This window comes from Sinosporangium siamense, from assembly GCF_016863435.1.
Taxonomy (GTDB): domain Bacteria; phylum Actinomycetota; class Actinomycetes; order Streptosporangiales; family Streptosporangiaceae; genus Sinosporangium; species Sinosporangium siamense.
Map to the genome: position 1 here is coordinate 97,734 of NZ_BOOW01000029.1, position 17,774 is coordinate 115,507.

Annotated in this window: 20 protein-coding genes; 10 read left to right on the plus strand and 10 right to left on the minus strand. The window is 69.7% G+C overall.

The features are described from left to right. On the minus strand, positions 1–621 hold the full coding sequence (locus tag Ssi02_RS22620) for a TetR/AcrR family transcriptional regulator (RefSeq protein WP_204028860.1): 621 nt from the start codon (positions 619–621) through the stop codon (positions 1–3). A gap of 143 nt (positions 622–764) precedes the next feature. Here Ssi02_RS22620 and Ssi02_RS22625 point away from each other — a divergent pair, with 143 nt between their 5' ends. The 3 genes from Ssi02_RS22625 (at position 765) to Ssi02_RS22635 (ending at position 3,129) form a co-directional block, all read left to right on the plus strand. Next, on the plus strand, positions 765–1,961 hold the full coding sequence (locus Ssi02_RS22625; protein WP_239129397.1) for a sensor histidine kinase: 1,197 nt from the start codon (positions 765–767) through the stop codon (positions 1,959–1,961). Next, complete coding sequence (locus Ssi02_RS22630) at positions 1,952–2,596, plus strand: response regulator (RefSeq protein WP_204028863.1); 645 nt, start codon at positions 1,952–1,954, stop codon at positions 2,594–2,596. The genes Ssi02_RS22625 and Ssi02_RS22630 overlap by 10 nt, the downstream gene beginning before the upstream one ends. A 167-nt stretch (positions 2,597–2,763) precedes the next feature. Then, positions 2,764–3,129 (plus strand): hypothetical protein, encoded by a 366-nt coding sequence (locus tag Ssi02_RS22635; protein ID WP_204028866.1) that lies wholly within the window; start codon positions 2,764–2,766, stop codon positions 3,127–3,129. Between the two features lie 255 nt (positions 3,130–3,384). On the opposite strand, the gene Ssi02_RS22640 is transcribed toward Ssi02_RS22635, so the two are convergent. Both Ssi02_RS22640 and Ssi02_RS22645 read right to left on the minus strand, forming a co-directional pair. Beyond that, a complete protein-coding gene (locus Ssi02_RS22640; RefSeq protein ID WP_204028868.1) occupies positions 3,385–4,290 on the minus strand; it encodes a PHP domain-containing protein in 906 nt (301 codons plus the stop codon). Between the two features lie 108 nt (positions 4,291–4,398). After that, positions 4,399–5,325 (minus strand): TrmH family RNA methyltransferase, encoded by a 927-nt coding sequence (locus Ssi02_RS22645; protein WP_204028869.1) that lies wholly within the window; start codon positions 5,323–5,325, stop codon positions 4,399–4,401. A 637-nt stretch (positions 5,326–5,962) separates the two neighbouring features. Here Ssi02_RS22645 and Ssi02_RS22650 point away from each other — a divergent pair. Next, positions 5,963–7,201, plus strand: a complete 1,239-nt coding sequence (locus Ssi02_RS22650) for a phenylacetate--CoA ligase family protein (protein WP_204028871.1) — start codon at positions 5,963–5,965, stop codon at positions 7,199–7,201. A 143-nt stretch (positions 7,202–7,344) separates the two neighbouring features. Here Ssi02_RS22650 and Ssi02_RS22655 read toward each other — a convergent pair whose 3' ends face one another. Continuing rightward, positions 7,345–7,929: a LysE family translocator gene (locus tag Ssi02_RS22655; protein ID WP_239129400.1), complete on the minus strand. Its 585-nt coding sequence runs from the start codon at positions 7,927–7,929 to the stop codon at positions 7,345–7,347. Positions 7,930–8,360: 431 nt separating this feature from the next. Here Ssi02_RS22655 and Ssi02_RS22660 point away from each other — a divergent pair, with 431 nt between their 5' ends. Both Ssi02_RS22660 and Ssi02_RS22665 read left to right on the plus strand, forming a co-directional pair. After that, a complete protein-coding gene (locus tag Ssi02_RS22660) occupies positions 8,361–9,329 on the plus strand; it encodes a GntR family transcriptional regulator (RefSeq protein WP_204028873.1) in 969 nt (322 codons plus the stop codon). 174 nt (positions 9,330–9,503) lie between these two features. After that, a complete protein-coding gene (locus tag Ssi02_RS22665) occupies positions 9,504–10,052 on the plus strand; it encodes an SRPBCC family protein (protein WP_204028874.1) in 549 nt (182 codons plus the stop codon). On the opposite strand, the gene Ssi02_RS22670 is transcribed toward Ssi02_RS22665, so the two are convergent. The 5 genes from Ssi02_RS22670 to Ssi02_RS22690 all read right to left on the minus strand — a co-directional run bounded on the left by Ssi02_RS22670 (position 10,024) and on the right by Ssi02_RS22690 (position 13,130). After that, positions 10,024–10,383: a DUF6343 family protein gene (locus tag Ssi02_RS22670; RefSeq protein WP_204028875.1), complete on the minus strand. Its 360-nt coding sequence runs from the start codon at positions 10,381–10,383 to the stop codon at positions 10,024–10,026. The two genes, Ssi02_RS22665 and Ssi02_RS22670, sit on opposite strands and share 29 nt — an antisense overlap. Before the next feature lie 16 nt (positions 10,384–10,399). Next, positions 10,400–10,720 (minus strand): plasmid stabilization protein, encoded by a 321-nt coding sequence (locus Ssi02_RS22675; RefSeq protein WP_204028876.1) that lies wholly within the window; start codon positions 10,718–10,720, stop codon positions 10,400–10,402. 78 nt (positions 10,721–10,798) lie between these two features. Then, a complete protein-coding gene (locus Ssi02_RS22680; RefSeq protein WP_204028877.1) occupies positions 10,799–11,077 on the minus strand; it encodes a hypothetical protein in 279 nt (92 codons plus the stop codon). Beyond that, entirely contained in the window at positions 11,074–11,601 is a 528-nt protein-coding gene (locus tag Ssi02_RS22685) for a sigma-70 family RNA polymerase sigma factor (RefSeq protein ID WP_204028878.1), read from the minus strand. Before Ssi02_RS22685 ends, Ssi02_RS22680 begins: the two co-directional genes overlap by 4 nt. Continuing rightward, positions 11,598–13,130 (minus strand): sodium:solute symporter family protein, encoded by a 1,533-nt coding sequence (locus Ssi02_RS22690; protein ID WP_204028880.1) that lies wholly within the window; start codon positions 13,128–13,130, stop codon positions 11,598–11,600. Before Ssi02_RS22690 ends, Ssi02_RS22685 begins: the two co-directional genes overlap by 4 nt. Positions 13,131–13,297: 167 nt before the next feature. Here Ssi02_RS22690 and Ssi02_RS22695 point away from each other — a divergent pair, with 167 nt between their 5' ends. The 4 genes from Ssi02_RS22695 (at position 13,298) to Ssi02_RS22710 (ending at position 17,129) form a co-directional block, all read left to right on the plus strand. After that, the gene (locus tag Ssi02_RS22695) at positions 13,298–13,540 is read left to right on the plus strand and encodes a DUF3311 domain-containing protein (RefSeq protein ID WP_204028882.1); all 243 of its coding nucleotides are present in this window, start codon (positions 13,298–13,300) and stop codon (positions 13,538–13,540) included. A gap of 33 nt (positions 13,541–13,573) precedes the next feature. Continuing rightward, on the plus strand, positions 13,574–15,745 hold the full coding sequence (locus Ssi02_RS22700) for a carbon starvation CstA family protein (protein ID WP_239129402.1): 2,172 nt from the start codon (positions 13,574–13,576) through the stop codon (positions 15,743–15,745). Further along, positions 15,742–15,918 carry a CstA-like transporter-associated (seleno)protein gene (locus Ssi02_RS22705; protein ID WP_204028884.1) on the plus strand — a complete coding sequence of 59 codons (177 nt, stop codon included), beginning with the start codon at positions 15,742–15,744 and terminating at the stop codon, positions 15,916–15,918. The genes Ssi02_RS22700 and Ssi02_RS22705 overlap by 4 nt, the downstream gene beginning before the upstream one ends. A gap of 65 nt (positions 15,919–15,983) precedes the next feature. Beyond that, on the plus strand, positions 15,984–17,129 hold the full coding sequence (locus tag Ssi02_RS22710; RefSeq protein WP_204028886.1) for an epoxide hydrolase family protein: 1,146 nt from the start codon (positions 15,984–15,986) through the stop codon (positions 17,127–17,129). A 21-nt stretch (positions 17,130–17,150) separates the two neighbouring features. Here the strand turns inward: Ssi02_RS22710 and Ssi02_RS22715 are convergent, their stop codons facing one another. Next, on the minus strand, positions 17,151–17,702 hold the full coding sequence (locus tag Ssi02_RS22715; RefSeq protein ID WP_204028888.1) for a dihydrofolate reductase family protein: 552 nt from the start codon (positions 17,700–17,702) through the stop codon (positions 17,151–17,153). Positions 17,703–17,774: the final 72 nt, after the last annotated feature.

Genomic DNA, 17,774 nt, shown 5'->3' on the forward strand with positions numbered 1-17,774 from the left:
CTACTTCCGGGTGGCGTGATCGAACAGGGCGGTCAGCTCGGCGGCATAGACGCCCAGGTCGACGCCGGGGTCCAGCGCCCACCTGCCGAGTGCCCCGATGAGCGCCTGGCCGACGGTCACGGCGACCACCTGGGGGTCGAAGTCGCGGAACTCGCCGTCCTCAATGCCCTGGCGCAGGATCTCGGTCAGCACCATGACGACGGATTCGTCAGTGATCGTGGCGAAGCGCGGTGTGCCGTCCGCTGTGCGGTGGTTGCCAACAATGTCCCCCACGGCCAGCAGCCGGGAGCGGTGAGACCGCATGTAGTCGAGGTTGGACTGGATATAGGCGTGAAGCTTCCCCGCTGAGGTCGTTTCGGTCGCCAGCCGCGCCTCGATGTACGCCCACGTGTCGTCGTAAATCTGCGTCACGACCTGTTCCAGCAGGTCGTCCTTGCCGGCGAAGTGGTAGGAGACGACGCTCTTGCTGATCTGAGCGTGCTGCGCGATCCGCGACAACGACGCCTGCGCATAACCGACGGCCGCGACCGTCTCGACGGCGGCGTCGATGATCTGCCTCCGCCGGGCCTCCTCGATGATCGGGTTGCGCTTCCGGCCGCTCGGCCTACTGTCAGACTGCATGGACTAATAGTAGGCCGATCGGCCTATTTCGCCAATTCTGAGGAAAACCACAGGTCGGTAGGGGTGTGCGCCATATGCCACCCGGGAGGGGGGCGGCCTACGATGGTCGCCGATCCAACCCCAGACCGAGAAGGCAGAGCGAATTGCGCAGTGAGCTCGACGTCCCCGACCCCAGGGCCCTCACCGGCCCCGCGAAGGGAGCACGCTGGGCGGGCCTTGTGCTGGCGGCCACCGTTCTGGGGGTGGTGAGCGCGGCGGTCGAGGTGGCGTTCCTCCTGGTCGCGGGGCCGCTGACCCTCCTGTCCACCGCACACCCCCGCGTACGGCGAAGCACACGGAACCTCATCTCCACCCTGGCCAAAACCCTCTGTGCCTGGGAGCTCAGGCGACTGAGGCTGATCGCCCACGTCCGGGTGGCGGACTACGACGGCGGCCAGGCGGTGCGCTACCTGGCCGTGCGATGGCTCGTCGGCGCGATGGCCGGCCTGGTGCTGCTGCTGTTCGCGGTGGGAGCCGGGGTGGGGACGACGCAACTGTGGGGATGGGCCAGAGGTCACAGGCCGGACGGCATAGCCCCAGAAGGCTGGATCATCGCCTACTTCACCGTCGTCGCCCTCGTGGTGCTCTTCCTGATCGTCATGGGGATCGCCGGCGCCGCCGCCCTCGACGTGATGCTGGCCACCCGCGCGCTCGGCCCGCGTGTCACCCGGATGCTCGAAATCCGCATCGCCGAGCTCGCACGCACCCGCGCCGGGATCGTGGTGGCCGTCGACGCCGAGCGCCGCCGTATCGAACGCGATCTGCACGACGGGGTGCAGCAGCGCCTCGTCGCATTGGCCATGCTGATCGGCCGCGCCCGCCGCGGGCGTTCGCCCGAGCTGCGGGACGACCTGCTGCGCCAGGCGCACGAGGAGTCGCAGCGGGCGCTGGACGAGTTGCGACAGGTGGCGTGGCGGGTCTACCCGACCGAGCTCGACACGCAAGGATTGCGTGAGGCGCTGACGGTGGTGGCCGAACGGGCGGGGGTGCCGACCACGCTGGCATACGGGCTGGCCGAAAGGCCCCCGGCGGTGGTGGAGACGGCGGTGTACTTCATGGTGCGGGAGGCTGTGACAAACGCGGCCAAGCACGCGGGTGCCGTACGGATCGAGGTAGATGTGACACACGAGGAGAAGACGATCACGGTGAGAGTGCGCGACGACGGACGCGGCGGCGCCGATCCGGGCGGAGGCGGGCTGTCGGGACTGGCCCGCCGGGTCGCCGCGCTGGACGGGCGCTTCCACGTGGACAGCCCGGCGGGCGGCCCGACCACGGTGACCGCGGAGTTGCCGTGCGGGTGATCCTGGCCGAGGACTCGGCGCTGCTGCGCGAGGGACTCGTGTTGCTGCTCGCGGAGGAGGGCCACGAGGTTCCGGCCGCCGTGAGCGACGCCGAGGCGCTGCTACACGCGGTGGCCGCGCACCGGCCCGACATGGTGGTGGTCGATGTGCGCATGCCGCCGACACACACCGACGAGGGGCTGCGGGCGGCGCTGGAGATCCGGCGCCGCTGGCCGGGCATCGGCGTGCTGGTGTTGTCGCAATATGTGGAGAAGCGTTACGCCACGGAGCTGCTCGGCTCCGACAGCGCGGGCGTGGGCTACCTGCTCAAGGACCGGGTGGCGCAGGTCGGCGAGTTCGTCGACGCGCTGGAGCGGGTGGCGGCGGGAGGTGCGGCCTTCGATCCTGAGGTGGTGCGGCAGCTGCTCGCCCGGACCACCCATCATGACCCGATCGCCAGGCTCACCCCCCGCGAGAAGGACGTGCTCGACCACATGGCGCAGGGCCACACCAACGCCTTGATCGCCCAGCATCTGCACGTCTCGCAGAGCGCCGTGGAGAAACACGTGAACGCCATCTTCGACAAACTCGACCTGTCCCACACCACCGGCTACAGCCGCCGCGTGCTGGCCGTTCTCCGCTATCTGGGCACTTGAGGCGACAAGTTCAGGGACACGCAGGAAAGAGGGCAAGCTACCACTCCGCAGCGCCCCCAACACACCACACTTACGTTCTGTAGCTATCGATCTACACTGTGTAGCCTCGGAGTCGGAATCTCCGCCTCCGTCAAGGGTGGCGGCAGTCCTCATAACAGGAGGCCACGATGGCTCGTACGACTCCCTTTGCTCTGAGTGCCCTTGCCGCCGCCGCGGTTCTTATCGGCGGCCCTGCCGCCGCAGCCGCCGCGGACGACGGCGACGACAGGCCTGCCGCGGCCGGCGCCGCGCTGCGGGCCCCGCACCCGATCTTCTTCGGCACGTTTGTCACCGTGCCGCCCAACCAGAACCTGACGGCCAGCGTGTCCTGTCCGGCGGGTCAGGTGCCCACCGGTGGCGGCGGCACGACCAGCGCCTTCCGGATCTTCTTCACCGACTCCTTCGCGAGCGGCAACACCTGGTCCATACGCGGCACGAACACCAACACGGTGAACGAGAGCATCAGGGCCTTTGTCGTCTGCACGGCTCTCTGACCAAGCGCACACTGCCTCGGGCAGTGCAGTTTCCTCCGTGTCCCCACGCCTGCTCTCTTCGGGCGTGGGGACACTGCTGTGTCTACAACCACAGACGCCGCCCCACAGGCACCCGGCCCAGGCGAGTACGGCACAGCCGCGCGGGAGAAGCCGCGTGCCGGTGGCGTGTTCCCGGGCCGCTGTGGCTCGTCGCGCGAGGGCGCGGACGGCGGCAGGGGTCTGGCCGGTCGAGGGGTCGGCTCCGGAAACGCCCTGTCAGCGGTCGAGCCACACCGGGTTGCTCCATGCGCGTCCCCCCGCGGCGTCGCCCACCGTGACCCGGAGGAACGGGCTGTTCTGCAGCCTCGCCAGCGGCAACCGCCACTCCGTGCGCTCGTCGCCCTCGGCCACCGCCGGGGCCGGCACGCCCCCCGACACCATGACGACACTCGCGGGTGAGGTGCGCACCACGAGGTGGTCGCCGTCGAAGGCAACATGGTGCAGTTCGGGGCCGGTGCTTGAGTAGTATTTCCCGGCCTTCAGCGCCGCCAGCAGTTCGGCGGGGTCGAGGCGCTCGGCGCGCACCTGCACCCAGGCGCCGAAGGCCGCCGGGCCGTGGCCGCTGAAGTGGGCGTCGTCGGCGGCGTAGGCGTGCAGGCGGGCGCCACGGCCCACCAGCATGTCGTAGAAGTGCCAGCTGTCGCCGCGGTCCTCCCGTGTGGCCAGCACGTTGTAGCACTCCACCGCGTGGGCCGCGTCGAGCCGCTCGGCGTCGTCCACGGTGAGCAGCGCCGCCGCCGGATGCGCCATGCCGATCCAGGCGCCCGCCGCCCGCGCCCGGCGGGCGAGCTCAGGTGCGGTCTCGCCCTCCGCCGGACGCGCGAAGTCGAACGGCAGGCCGACGGCGACGATGTGCCAGTCGTCGGAGAACTCGTGGCCGGGGGCGTGCAGTTCGGCGCCGATGATCGTCGTGAAGCCCTCGGTGCGCAGCGGGCGGGTGTCGGTGACGGGAAACCCGTAGCGCTCGCGGAAGTGGTCGGTGATCGAGAGAAAGTCGTAGCCTTGATCGTGATAGAGCTCGGCCACCTCGGCGGGTGGAAGCTTGCCGTCCGACATGTCGGAGTGGGTGTGCAGGTTGCCGCGCCAGAACCTGCCGGGCAGGTCGAACGGAAGCGTGTCCATCGGGCCAGGGGTCCCCTCACGTGCCGATCGGTGCGGGAGGCGCACGCGCTTGACCGTGAAGACCCCCCCGAGCCGCCGGGCCGGAGCGCATGCGCCTGATCTTGGAGGCTACCCTCCGCCCTCTCGCGGGAAACGCGGGGCGGCGGCGCGCTGGCGCACGGCCTCGTAAAGGACCACGGTGGCGGCGTTGGCGGCGTTAAGCGAGCTGGCCGAGCCGGTGATGGGGATCCGCACCGTCGTGTCGCACGCCTCGCGCCAGCCGGCGCTCAGCCCGGCCGTCTCGTTGCCGACGAGCAGCAGGGTGGGGCCGGTCAGCGGGTGGCCGGCGACGTCGACGGCGCCGTGCTCGTCGGTGCCGACGACCGCCAGCGGCACCCCGCCCGCCCGCACCTCCGCCACCCAAGCGAGCACCTCGCGGTGGGAGGGCACCCGCACGACGGGCACCGCGAACAGCGACCCGGTGGAGGCGCGCACCGACTTCGGGTCGTAGGGGTCGGCCGCGTGCCCGGTGACGATCACGCCGTGCCCGCCGAACGCGTCGACGGAGCGCACCAGCGTGCCGATGTTGCCTGGACCGGTGGGCCGGTCGAACACCACCCCCAGGAAGGAGGGGCCGACCGGGATGCGTGAGAGGTCGTCGGCGGGCATCTCGACCACGGCGAGCAGCTCGGGCGCCTCCTCGGACTTGCCGCCCAGCTCGGCCATCAGCTCCCCGGCCAGCGCCACGCGCGGGGCGGCCACGCGTTCGAGAGTGTCGGCCGCCCATGCCGACAACCTGCGGTCGGCGTCGTAGAGCAGCGTGCGCACCGGCCAGTCGAGCTCGATCGCCAGCTCGATCGGGCGCACACCCTGCACGAGGAACTCGCCCGCCCGCAGGCGCTTGGTGCGGTTTTCCAGCAGTGCCTGCCACTGCTGGAACCGGGCGTTGCGCCTGGTGACCAGCGGATCGCGGCCCAGGCCGCCCCCTTGCTCCGCCCGCCGCGGCGTGGACGGCTTCGGCGGCCTGGCGGGCCTGGCGTGTTTGCGGAGCGTCATGATCGCAGAAGTCTAGCCGCTCGCGGGTCACGCCATCGCGACCAGGCGTGATGCCCCGGTCACGCCCGGCCGACCTGCGACGCCGTCGGCGAATCGCAGCGGGAGGGCGACCTGCTGTTTAACGCGAAATTCGAGGAGCCGCCCCATCGAATTTGGCAAGCTCATTTACCTAGCAGACCACCATAAGGCAGAGCAATTAACTTGACTAGATTTATGACAGAATTGCGCCAGATTTCGAAAAGGGTGGCCGGCGCCGAGGGCGGCTGCGTCAACACCCCCAAATACACAGGTAGACGTGCGTCGCCATCACTTGTGGATCTTAACATTCGTTGACACGCATGTTGACACTTATTCAATAGCCGCCCTATCTTCTGCCCAGCGGCAGCGCGAGTGAAATCGCCGCTCAACCTTGGAGGTCTCATGGAACTGCTCATCAAGAAGATGAGCCAGGAAGACGTCTGGAAGGCATGGAACTCCGCGAATTCCGCGGGGACCGCCGACAAGTCGGGCTGCGTCTCCTGGGGCGCCGACGGCTAAAGCACCAAGGGCGGGCGGCGGCCTCGGGATGCCGCCCCCCGCCCGGGCCCGGCGGCCCCTAGACCGTTCTCCCTCAACGAAGAGCCGATTGAAGGTTGCCATGGACAGTCAGCCGACTGCCGAGATCATCGATCAGGTCAAGGACATCCCCATCTACAGGGCCTCGATCGAACGGGGACATTTCCCCATCTTGGAGAAACCGGAGATCGCCCGCGGCTTCCCCGACAACTGGATGACTCCGCCCCTCGCCGACGCCCTCGCGGCGGGAGAGGCGGAGTTCGTGCTCTCCACCGGCACCAACCACCCCCGGATGCAGATCGTCCGGCCGCCCTACTTCCTGCTGAAGACCTACTACAGGTTATGGAGCGAGCACCCCGACATCGGGGACACCTGGCGGCGCGACTGCCGCAGGGTCTCGCTCACCACCGTGCTGGCGACCGAGCACGTCGCCCGGGTCAACGCCAAAAGGCGCGGCACGACCCCCGCGAGCGTGCCGACCCTGGACGAGCGCAGGCTCGACGAGCGCACCCTCTACCTCAACCTGCGGCTCGACCCCGAGCTGTGGCAGCGGGACGAGGTCGAGCGCATGATCGGCGAGATCCGCCTCATCCGCGACGCCCACCCGGACGGCCTCTACCACCTCGACTGCTCCGGCTACTACCTGGCGCACCTGGTGCGCAAAGCCGTCGCCTGGGGGCTCTGGGAGTCCTTCCCGATGCCGGCGAGCATCGTCACCGCCTACGAATACACCCCGGCCAACGTGCGGGCCTACCTGGAGCGCCACTTCGACTGCCCCGTCGTCGACCTGTTCGGCAGCACCGAACTCGGCTACATGTTCTACAGCGACCGCCACGGCCGCTATGTGCCGCACCTCGACAAGATGAGTCTGGAGCTGATCCCGGTCGTCCCCGGCAGCGAGATCCACTCGCTCATCGTGACGAGCGTGCGCAATCCCTACATGCCGCTGATTCGCTACCGCTCCGGTGACTGCGTGCGCACCCACGACGGCACGCCCGACCCGGCCAAGGTGTCGAGGTTCTGCGGCAGGGAGAAGGAGTTGCTGGCGACCCCCGCCGGGCTCGTCTCCCACGGCGACGCCGACGGCTGCGTCTCCGCCGCCTCGCCGCGCGTCTTCGTCTACCGGCTGCGGATGACCGGGCAGGCCGAAGGCCGCCTCGACTACACCACCTTCGACGGCATGCCGCTGTCGGCCACCGAGATCCAGGCGTGGGACAAGCACACCCAGGAACTGACCGGCCTGCGGTTCGAGACCGCCCACCGCGATCTCGTCCCGATCGGGAACTCCGGGAAGTACGCCTGGCTCTCGACGGGCTTCTAGCCCATCACACGGGCCATACAGCCAGGCTCAATAACGGCGAAGGGCAGAAACCGCCGCGGATCGTACGGCGGAGCCGCACTTGCCGTCCCGGAAGCGCACCCGGTGGGGCGGCGCCCTCTGAGGGCGCCCCACCGGGTGATCGTCTAGTCCTTGCGGCCGGTGACCGCGATGGTGAGGCCGAGGCCGATCATGCTCAGGCCGCCGGCCCAGCCCACGGCGGCGAGCCGGCGGGGGGAGCGGGCGAACCAGGTGCGGGCGCCGGCCGCGGCGAGGCCCCACACCGTGTCGCAGACGACCGCGATCACGTTGAAGATCAGGCCGAGGACCAGCATCTGAAGGGCGGCACTGCCCTGGTCCCGGTCGACGAACTGGGGGAGTACGGCGGCGAAGAACACGATCGTCTTGGGATTGGCGACGCCGACGGCGAAGCCCTCCCACAGGGTGCGCATGCCGCTGCGCGCGGGAGTCTCGTCGGCGGTCACGCCGCGGAGGGTCCCGCGTTCGCGCACCGCCTTGATCCCTAGATAGACGAGGTATGCTGCGCCGATCAACTTCAGAGCCGTGAAGAAGACGACGGAGCGCTCCACGATGGCCCCGACCCCGAACGCCACAGCCACCACAAGGACATAGGCCCCCAACGTGTTGCCCACGACGGTGGTCAGTGCGGCGCGGCGCCCGTGCGCCAGCGCACGGCCGATGACGAACAACACACTGGGCCCTGGGATCACGATGAGCACCAGGGACATAACGGCAAATGCCAACATTTGGTCTAACGACACCACGGGGCACATCGTAAGCACGGCGACCAGGCGTATATCCAGCGATTTAGTCCGGATGTTGCCGCAATTGTGGACTTGTTCCGTGAGCCCGCCCGGACCGATCCAATCCCGGCAGGGGCCCGGACCCCCACCATGCGTCGCCAGTACGCTACGCCGCCCCTGGTCACCCGCCCGTTGCGGCACTCTCCGCTGTTGTGTTCGAGCATCAGAATGTACGGTGCACGCATGCACTGTTCGCACCCTAGGTCGCGCTATCTCCAGGGGGTACGCCCCGCAGTGCACTAGTGCTGGATCGCAGGGTGCCGGAGTGAAGTCAGCTGGCGAAACGTCTTGCCGCAGGGCGATGGGCAGGGTAGTGCACTAGTGCGGAGGAGACGCAGGTGAGCGAGCGGGAAGTGCCGCGCTACATGCAGATCGTTGCAGAGCTGCGGCAGCGGATCGCGATGGGAGAGTTGTCGCCGGGGGAGCGGGTGCCCCCCACCCGCGAGATCATGCAACTCTGGGGGGTCGCCATGGCGACCGCCACCAAGGTGCTCACCGAGCTTCGCCGCCAAGGTCTCGTCCGCGTCGTGCCGGGGGTCGGCACCATCGTCGACGTGCGGCAGGTGGGCCCCGAGGTCCTTCCCTCCACCCGCCAGGCTCCCGCGCCCTCCATCCGCCGCGCGCCCACGCCCGACCACGCCCTCACCCTCGACCGCATCGTCGCCGCCGCCATCGCGGTCGCCGACGAGGAGGGCCTGGCCGCCACCTCGATGCGCCGCGTCGCCACCGAGCTCGGCGTGGCGACGATGTCGCTCTACCGTCATGTGCCGGGCAAGGAACGTCTGCTGATGCACATGATGTGCGCCGTGCTCGCCGAGGCCAGGTTCCCCGCCGACCCGCCGGCCAGCTGGCGGGTGCGGCTGGAGATCGCCGCACGGCTCCTGTGGGACCTGTTCCGGCGGCACCCGTGGCTCGCGGCCGCCCTGTCGCGGATCCGTCCTCAGCCGCTCGCCGCGTCTCTGCCCTACACCGAGTGGGTGCTCGCCACCCTGGAGGAGAACGGCGTCGACCTGCCCACGGCGTTCACCGTCGACCTGACGTTGTTCAACTATGTGCGCGGTGTCGCGGTCAACCTCACGGAATCCGACCCCGTGGAGCTGTGCGACACGGCGAACGGCGGGTGGGCCGGGCAACATGACCATTTTCTCGCGGGCCTGGCCCGCGGCGGGTTTCCCGCCACGCAGCGGTTCGCCAGGATAGACTACGACTTCGACCTCGACGAGCTCTTCGAATTCGGCCTGCAACGCCTGCTCGACGGCTTTTCACCGCTCATCTGCGACGAACCCCCATGTCACCGGACCGGCTGACCACGGCGGCGCCGGCGCCGGGGCAGGTCGCCGCGGCGGTCGGCACCTGCGTGAGAGGCCGGCCGCCGACCGCCTCAGAGTCCACATATATCCCACCTGCGCCACCTTCACGCGGCTAGCCTGGGTAGCCCATTCCGCACCGGCGGTGGGCGCATCCCCTGGGAGACAAGTGCCATGACGATCGCGATCGCCGTGTCGGCCGCGCTGGTGGTGGTCCTCGTGACGATCGGCACGCTGCTCGGGCGGCGCCTGCCGGTCGGGCACCGCACCACCACCCGGGTGCGCCTGAGGCGCAAACCCGCGGCGGTGTGGAAGGTCCTTGCCAACATGGAGGCATATCCCGCCTGGCGGCCCGAGCTGAGCCAGGTCGAGAAGCTGCCCGACGAGAACGGCAAGCCGCGGTGGCGGCAGCACGAGGGCGGCGACAAGACGACCTACGAGCTGGTGGAGGCCGCCTCTCCGCACCGCCTGGTGTTCCGCGTCACCGGCGGCAGACGCTCGTACGGCGGAAGCCAGGCATACGAGATCACCCGATCGCCGACCGGGTGCACCGTCACCCTCACCGAGCACGGCGAGGTCTACAACCCCGTGCTCCGCCTCCTCTACCGCCACCTCGTGGGTCACGGCACGACGGCCAGGCGCACGCTGAAGGCCCTCGCCGCCCGTTTCGGCGAGGAAGCAGCGATCGAGGACGTCACCCCCGGCGACGCTCAGCCGGGCTGACCGGCGGCCCGCCCTGCCTGCCGCGCCCCCGCCTGCGGCGTATCAGCACGCCGAGGTCGGCCACGGCGATCAGGGCGAGCAGGCCCATCACCACCGACCAGCCGGTCCACCCCGCCACGGCCGCGACGACGGCGAACGCCGAGCACACCACCAGCCCGAAGGCGGCCAGAACCATGCGCAGGCCGACGGCGCTGCGCGGGCGCTCCATGGTGGGCGAGATCTCCGACCAGATCCGGTCGCCGAGCCGCGTCCGGTCCAGACCGGCGTGCCCGGGCCTGCCGGGCTCGTGCCGTTCCGGGCCGGGGTCGTGGGGCACGGGTTCGCGGGCCATCGGGTTTCGGGCCTCGCTACCTGAGGGCTCTCTCCAGCTGGGCCTTGGTCATGCCGGAGCGGCCCTTGACGTTGCGGCGCCGGGCCTCTTCGTAGAGCTGGTCGCGGGTGGGGCCGCCGGCTCCCTTGTGGGAGCGCAGGCCGCCGCGCCTGCCGGAGGAGATGTCCTTCACCGAGGTGCGGCTCGCAGTGCGGGACTCTCCGGCGCGGGCGCGTTCCTTGTTCACGGTGCGGGCCGCGATCTCGGTGGCGCGCTTGGGGCTTTCGCCGCGTTTGCGGGCGCTCTTCTTGATGTGCTCGTATTGCCGCTCCCGCTTGGGGCTGGAACCACGAGGCATGGCACTCCGCCTCCTCCACTGGATGAACGTGCCTTATGTCCTATTTGTGGCGCTACCCAGTGCGGCAGAGCTGACACATCACGGCGTAGGCGTGCGCGCGGGCTCGTTGTAGACGATATGCGGCCTGCTGCGATATTGGTTGAGGGCCCAAAGACCGATGATGTCGGCGGCGGCGAACACCAGCACCACCAGGGCGATCAGCGCGATCCGCCGTCTGCGCTCGCGGCGCCGCCACTCGCCCGACACCTTCGTGTAGGCGTCGGGCGCGGCGCGCACGGTGCCGGCGAGGCCGTCAAGGGCCGCGCGCAACTGCTCCTCGGTGCTTGAGTGCTCTTCGGTGTTGGGGGGGCCGGTCAACGTCGATCCTCCATGATCTTGGTCAGGGTGGCCATGCCGCGACTGGTGTGTGTCTTCACGGACCCGCAGGAGATGCCCATGGCGTCGGCGATGTCGCTCTCGCAGAGCCCGAGCCAGAACCGCAGCACCAGCGCCTCGCGCTGCCGCGCGGAAAGCCGGCCCAGGGCCTCGATCAGCGCCCTCTGGTCGTCGTGCAGCAGCGCGACGGACTCCGCCGACCGCTCAAGCTCGGCGGTCCGGGCGGCGTGTTTCCTGGCGACCTGCAGGCGGCGCAGCCGCATCCGGGTCAGGTTGCAGACCACGGAGCGGAGGTAGGGCAAGGCGGCTTCCGCCGTACGCAACCGGTTCCACCTGCGGTGCAGCTGGCAGAACGCCTCGGCGACGATGTCCTCGGCGTCGTCGGCGCCGAGCAGCACCGCCAGCCGCAGCAGCCCGGTGTAGTGCGTGTTGAACAGGGTGGTCAGCGCGGCCTCACGCCCTTCGCCGGAGACGAGAGGCGCGGTGGCGGCGGGGGGCGCGGTCATCGTGTCGTCTCCGCTCCGGGTGGCAGGCGCAGCGGGGCTCTCAGCGGCCCGTCCAGCCGGTTGAAGACCGGCGTGAGCGCGGCGACCACCGCCAGGTTGAGGACCAGGGCGACCACCGCGGCGTACACCTGCATCTCCTGTCCGCCCAGCCCCACCGGCACCACCGACGAGAAACCCCCCCGAACCACCATGAACGTGCCCGCCGCCATCCCCGCTGCCCACCCCGCCAGCAACGCGCGGCGGTGCGGGCGGCGGGCGAGCACGCCGAACGCGACGGCGGGGAAGGTCTGCAGGATCCACACCCCGCCCAGCAGCTGCAGGTTGATGGCGTCCTGATCGCGCAGCCCGAACACGAACACCACCGCCCCCGCCTTCGCCACCAGCGACACCATCTGCGCGATCCGGGTCTGGTGCTTGGGGGTGGCGGTCGGGTGGAGGTACTCGACGTAGATGTTGCGGACGAACGACGTCGCCACGGCGATCGACATGACCGCCGCGGGCACCAGCGCCCCCACCACGACCGCGCCGAAGACCAGCCCGGTCACCGCCGCCGGCATCACTTCCGCCACCAGCAGGGGGACCGCGTCCTCCGCGCCGAGGGACGGCGTCCTGATCCCGACGGCCAGGGCCGCCACGCCGAGCAGCGCGAACAGCCCGAGCATGCCCGTCCACGCCGGCAGGCCCACCGCCGTACGGCGCAGCGTGCCCGGCCCGGCGGCGGCGAAGGCGACGGTCAGCACGTGCGGATACATCAGCAGGGCGAGGGCCGACCCGACGGCCAGGGTGGCGTAGACCGGGAACTGCCCCGGGTCCAGCATCAGCGACGCCTGCGGCATGCCCTCACCGGCCGACGCGCGCCCGGCCGCGGTGAACATCGGCCCGGGACCGCCGAACCGGCCCAGCACCACCGCCCACACCGCGACCGCGGCGCCGGTCACGGCGACCCCCTTCATCACCGAGATCACCGCGGGCGCCCGCAGTCCGTGCCGGTAGGTTGCCACCGCCAGCACCGCGAACACCGCGACCAGCGCCAGATCGCCGGACATCCCGCCCGGATACAGGCCACCGGCGGTCAGCACCCCGCGCACCCCGACGAGCTGCAACGCGATGTAGGGCATGGTCGCCAGCACCCCGGTCGCGGCGACGGCCAGCGCCAGCGGGGGCGAACCGTACGTCCCGCGCACGAAGTCGGCCGGAGTGAGGTGCCCGTGCCGCCGCGCCGCCGCCCACAGCCGGGGCAGCAGCACGAACGCCACCGGATAGACGATCACGGTGTACGGCAGAGCGAAGAAGCCAAGCGCGCCCGTGCCGTACACCAGGCTCGGCACCGCGGCGAAGGTGTAGGCGGTGTAGATCGTGCCACCCAGCAGGAACCACGTGATCGCGGTGCCGAACCCCCGGTCGGCGACCGCCCAGCTCTCCAGGGTGGGCAGTTCGGGGGCGGGGCGGAGCCTGCGGGCCGCGACCGCGAGCAGCGACGTGCCGCCGAGCACAACCAGGAACATCACCGCAGTCCACGGCTCAATCATCAGCAGGCACCGTCCACCAGCTCGCGGCCTCACACAGTTGTTGTGAACCACCTTGGAGCGGTTGACAGGAGAAGTCTGCGAAATCTCATAGAATTCGGCGTCAACCTAACCGCCCACCTTGACAACCCTTCCAACAAACGACGTGGAAGACCCTGTGGAGGGTGGGTATGGCGAAGCCGGCGCGACACATCGCCTCCGGAATCTGCCTGGCCGTGCCGGTCGCGGCGCTGCTGTGGGTGCCCTGGTATCCGCATGAGGCGCCGCACCTGGCCGGAATACCGTTCTTCTTCTGGTATCAGCTTGCCTGGGTGCCGGGGAGCATGGTGTTCATGGCCGCCGCCTACCTTCTCAGGCGCGGCGCGGACCGCAGCTCCGATCACCCCCCGCGCGACCGCCGTCGTCGTCCATAACGCTGCTCCCTGCCGCATTCAGGAGGATTCTCCATGCCAAACCCCGGCATGCCACAACCCGGCGGATCCCGCCCGCGGGCCTCCCTCCCCTCGATCGTCGTGTGGACTCTGGTCGCGGTGGTGGGCGGCCTGGCCTGGGGCGTCATCGCCCTTTCGCGCGGAGAGGAGATCTCCGCAATCTGGCTGGTGGCCGCCGCCCTCGGTTCGTACGCCATCGCCTATCGCTTCTACTCCCGCTTCATCGCCCGCCGGGTGCTGCGCGTCGACGACCGCCGCGCCACCCCTGCCGAACGCCTCGACAACGGGGTCGACTACCAGCCGACCGACCGCCGGGTGCTGCTCGGCCACCACTTCGCCGCCATCGCCGGCGCAGGCCCGCTCGTCGGACCGGTGCTCGCGGCGCAGATGGGCTATCTGCCGGGCACCATCTGGATCATCGTGGGCGTCATCCTCGCCGGCGCCGTCCAGGACATGGTGACGCTGTTCTTCTCGATGCGCAGGGACGGCAAGAGCCTCGGCCAGATGGTGCGCGACGAACTCGGCCCGATCGGCGGCGCGGCGGCCCTCATCGCGGTGTTCGCCATCATGATCATCCTGCTGGCGGTGCTGGCACTGGTCGTCGTCAACGCGCTCGCCGAGTCGCCCTGGGGCACCTTCTCCATCGCGATGACGATCCCGATCGCGCTGTTCATGGGCTTCTACCTGCGGATTCTGCGACCGGGCCGGGTCATGGAGACCACCGTCATCGGCGTGGTGCTCCTGCTGCTGGCCATCGTGGGCGGCGGCATGATCCAGGGGTCGGCGTGGGCCGAGGCGTTCACGCTGAGCCCGGTCACGCTGGTGTGGTGCCTGGTGATCTACGGCTTCTTCGCCTCGGTGCTGCCGGTGTGGATGCTGCTGGCGCCCCGCGACTACCTGTCGACGTTCATGAAGATCGGCACGATCGTCCTGCTCGCCGTCGGCGTGATCCTGGTCGCGCCGACCCTGCAGAACGAGGCCGTCACGCAGTTCGCCCTGAACGGCGCGGGCCCGGTCTTCTCGGGATCGCTCTTCCCGTTCGTCTTCATCACGATCGCCTGCGGCGCCCTGTCGGGCTTCCACTCCCTGGTCTCCTCCGGCACCACGCCCAAGATGATCCAGAAGGAGTCGCAGGTGCGGCTCATCGGCTACGGCGCGATGCTGATGGAGTCGTTCGTGGCCGTCATGGCGCTGGTCGCCGCCTCGGTGCTCGACCCCGGCCTCTACTACGCGATGAACGCCCCCGCCGGGCTGCTCGGCACCACCGCGGAAAGCGCCTCCCAGGCCGTCGCCAACCTCGGGTTCACCATCTCACCCGACGACCTGCGCACCACCGCCGAGGAGATCGGCGAGAGCAGCGTCGTGGCCCGCACCGGCGGCGCGCCGACACTCGCCGTCGGCATCGCCGAGATCCTGTCGGGCATCTTCGGCGGCGCGGCCTTCAAGGCGTTCTGGTATCACTTCGCGATCATGTTCGAGGCGCTGTTCATCCTCACCACCGTCGACGCGGGCACCCGTGTCGGCCGCTTCATGCTGCAGGACATGCTGGGCAACGTGTGGAAGCCGATCGGCCGCGTGAGCTGGAAGCCCGGCCTGTGGGGCACCAGCGCGGCGGTCGTGCTGGCCTGGGGCTACTTCCTCTACGCCGGCGTCACCCACCCGCTCGGCGGCATCAACCAGCTCTTCCCGCTGTTCGGCATCGCCAACCAGCTCCTGGCCGCCGTCGCCCTCACCCTGTGCACCACGCTGCTCATCAAGTCGGGCAGGCTGAAGTGGGCGTGGGTCACCGGTGTGCCGCTGGCGTGGGACGTGGCGGTGACCATGACGGCGAGCTGGCAGAAGGTCTTCTCCACCGACCCCAAGATCGGCTTCTTCGCGCAGCGGGAACGCTACGCCGACGCCCTCGCCGAGGGCAAGGTGCTCGCCCCCGCCAAGAGCATCGAGGACATGCACACGGTCGTGACCAACTCCACCGTCACCGGGGTGCTGACGGCGGTCTTCGCCCTGCTGGTCATCGTGATCATGGCCAACGCCGCCGTCGTGTGCGTGCGCGCCATCCGCGCCCGCACGCCGCTGCCGACGACCGAGACGCCGTTCGTGGAGTCCAAGATCCTCGTCCCCGCGGGCGGCGTGTTCTCCACCGGCGACGAAGGGCGCGAGCCCGACAAGGTCGCGGGGCCCTCATGAAGGCCGGGGCGGTGCTGCGCTTCCTGCGCTGGTATCTCCGTGAGGTGACCGGCGAGGGCGAATACGACAAATATCTCGCCCGGCACACGCACGGCACCCCGCTGTCCCGGCGCGAGTTCGAGCGGCGCCGCTCCGACCAGCGGGAGAAGGGCTCCGCGATGCGCTGCTGCTGAAGTTCATCCGGCTCCGCTCGACATGCGGACCGATCCTGTCCTCAATAGGGGACAGGATCGGTCCCATGAACACACCGAAGCCGTTCACCGTCGACATCCCGCAGGCCGACCTCGACGAGCTGAACGACAGGCTCGCGCGCACCCGGTGGCCGGACGAGATCCCGGGCGCCGGCTGGTCCTACGGCGTCAACAGGGACTATCTGAAGGAGCTGGTGGACTATTGGCGCACCGGATATGACTGGCGCAAGCACGAGGCCCGCCTCAACGCGGTGCCGCAGTACACCACCGAGATCGACGGCCAGCGCCTCCACTTCCTGCACGCCAGATCACCCGAACCGGGCGCACTCCCGCTGATCGTCACCCACGGCTGGGTGAGCACCGTCTACGACTTCCTCGACATCATCGGCCCGCTCACCGACCCCCGGAGCTACGGCGGAGACCCGCGTGACGCCTTCCACGTCGTGGCCCCCTCGGTGCCCGGCTACGCCTTCTCCGGCCCCACCACCGAGACCGGCTGGGGCGCGGCCCGCATCGCCCGCGCCTTCGCCGGGCTGATGGAACGCCTCGGCTACGACACATACGGCGCGCAGGGGGGCGACTTCGGCAGCATCCTGTCGCCCGAGCTTCCCCGGGTCGCCCCCGGCCACGTGGTCGGCGTGCACGTCAACGCCCTGGCCAACGCCTCGGTCGCCACCGCGCCCGGCGACCTGGACCGGCTCACCCCGGCCGAACGGGAGACCGCCGAACGTCACGCGGTCGATTGGGAGGGGAAGTCCGGCTATGCCGTACAGATGGGGACGCGGCCGCAGACGATCGCCTACTCGCTTAACGACTCACCGGCCGGGCAGCTCGCGTGGAACCTGGAGTGGCTTGTCGACTGGGACCCCACCAAGACCGGTCACACCCCCATCGACCGGGACACGATCCTCACCAACGTGACCATCTATTGGCTCACCCAGACGGCGGGCTCCGCCGCCCGCCTCTATTACGAAGCCGGCGCCGAAGGCTGGGGCGAGCGCCCCGAACCCACCGGGGTGCCGACCGGGGTGGCGAACTTCTACGGTGACGGGGCCATCAGGGGGCTCGCGGCGCTCTCGAACACGATCACCCACTGGACGGAGTATGCGGAGGGCGGGCATTTCGCCTCACTCCAGGCACCTGACCTCTTGGTGTCGGACATCCGCACCTTCTTCCGCACTGTGCGGGGGTAGTGCTTTCGACCGGCCGAGTCGCTAGGCGCGCTCATAGCGGAGGAGGACTGTGCCCGAGGGGAAGGCACGGTGCTCGATCAGCCGCAACCCCACAGGCGCCGGCGGGAAGTAGGGCTTGCCGCCGCCCAGGATCACGGGGAACACAACAAGCCGGAACTCGTCCACCAGGTCCACCATCGAGGCCGCCAGCTGGGCACCGCCGATCTCCAGGGTGCCCGGAACCTCGCGCTTGAGCCGCTTGACCTCATCCACCGCGTCGGCGCTCCGCACGAGCCGGACGCCCTCGGGGACACATCGGAGTGTGTCGGAGAAGACGATGCGCGGGGTCGCGAAATAGACCCGCGCGAACTCCGCCTCGACCTCCGACACATCCTCCTTGGCGGCGATCTCGGCCCAGGGGCCCTCCATCATCTCGAAGAGGCGCCGCCCGAACAGAAGCACCGCCGCGGCCTCCGTCTGCTCGTTGGCCGCCTGGTGCACGTCGTCGGCGGGCACGGAGAAGCCGATGCCACCCTCCGCGTCCTCGATGTAACCGTCGAGCGACACGTGCATGCTGTAAACGATCTTGCCCATGGCCTGCCTGCCTTCCTCTCGCCTAAGCGCAAGCCACGAAGAGTAGCCGACCCCACCGATAAAACCGCAGCT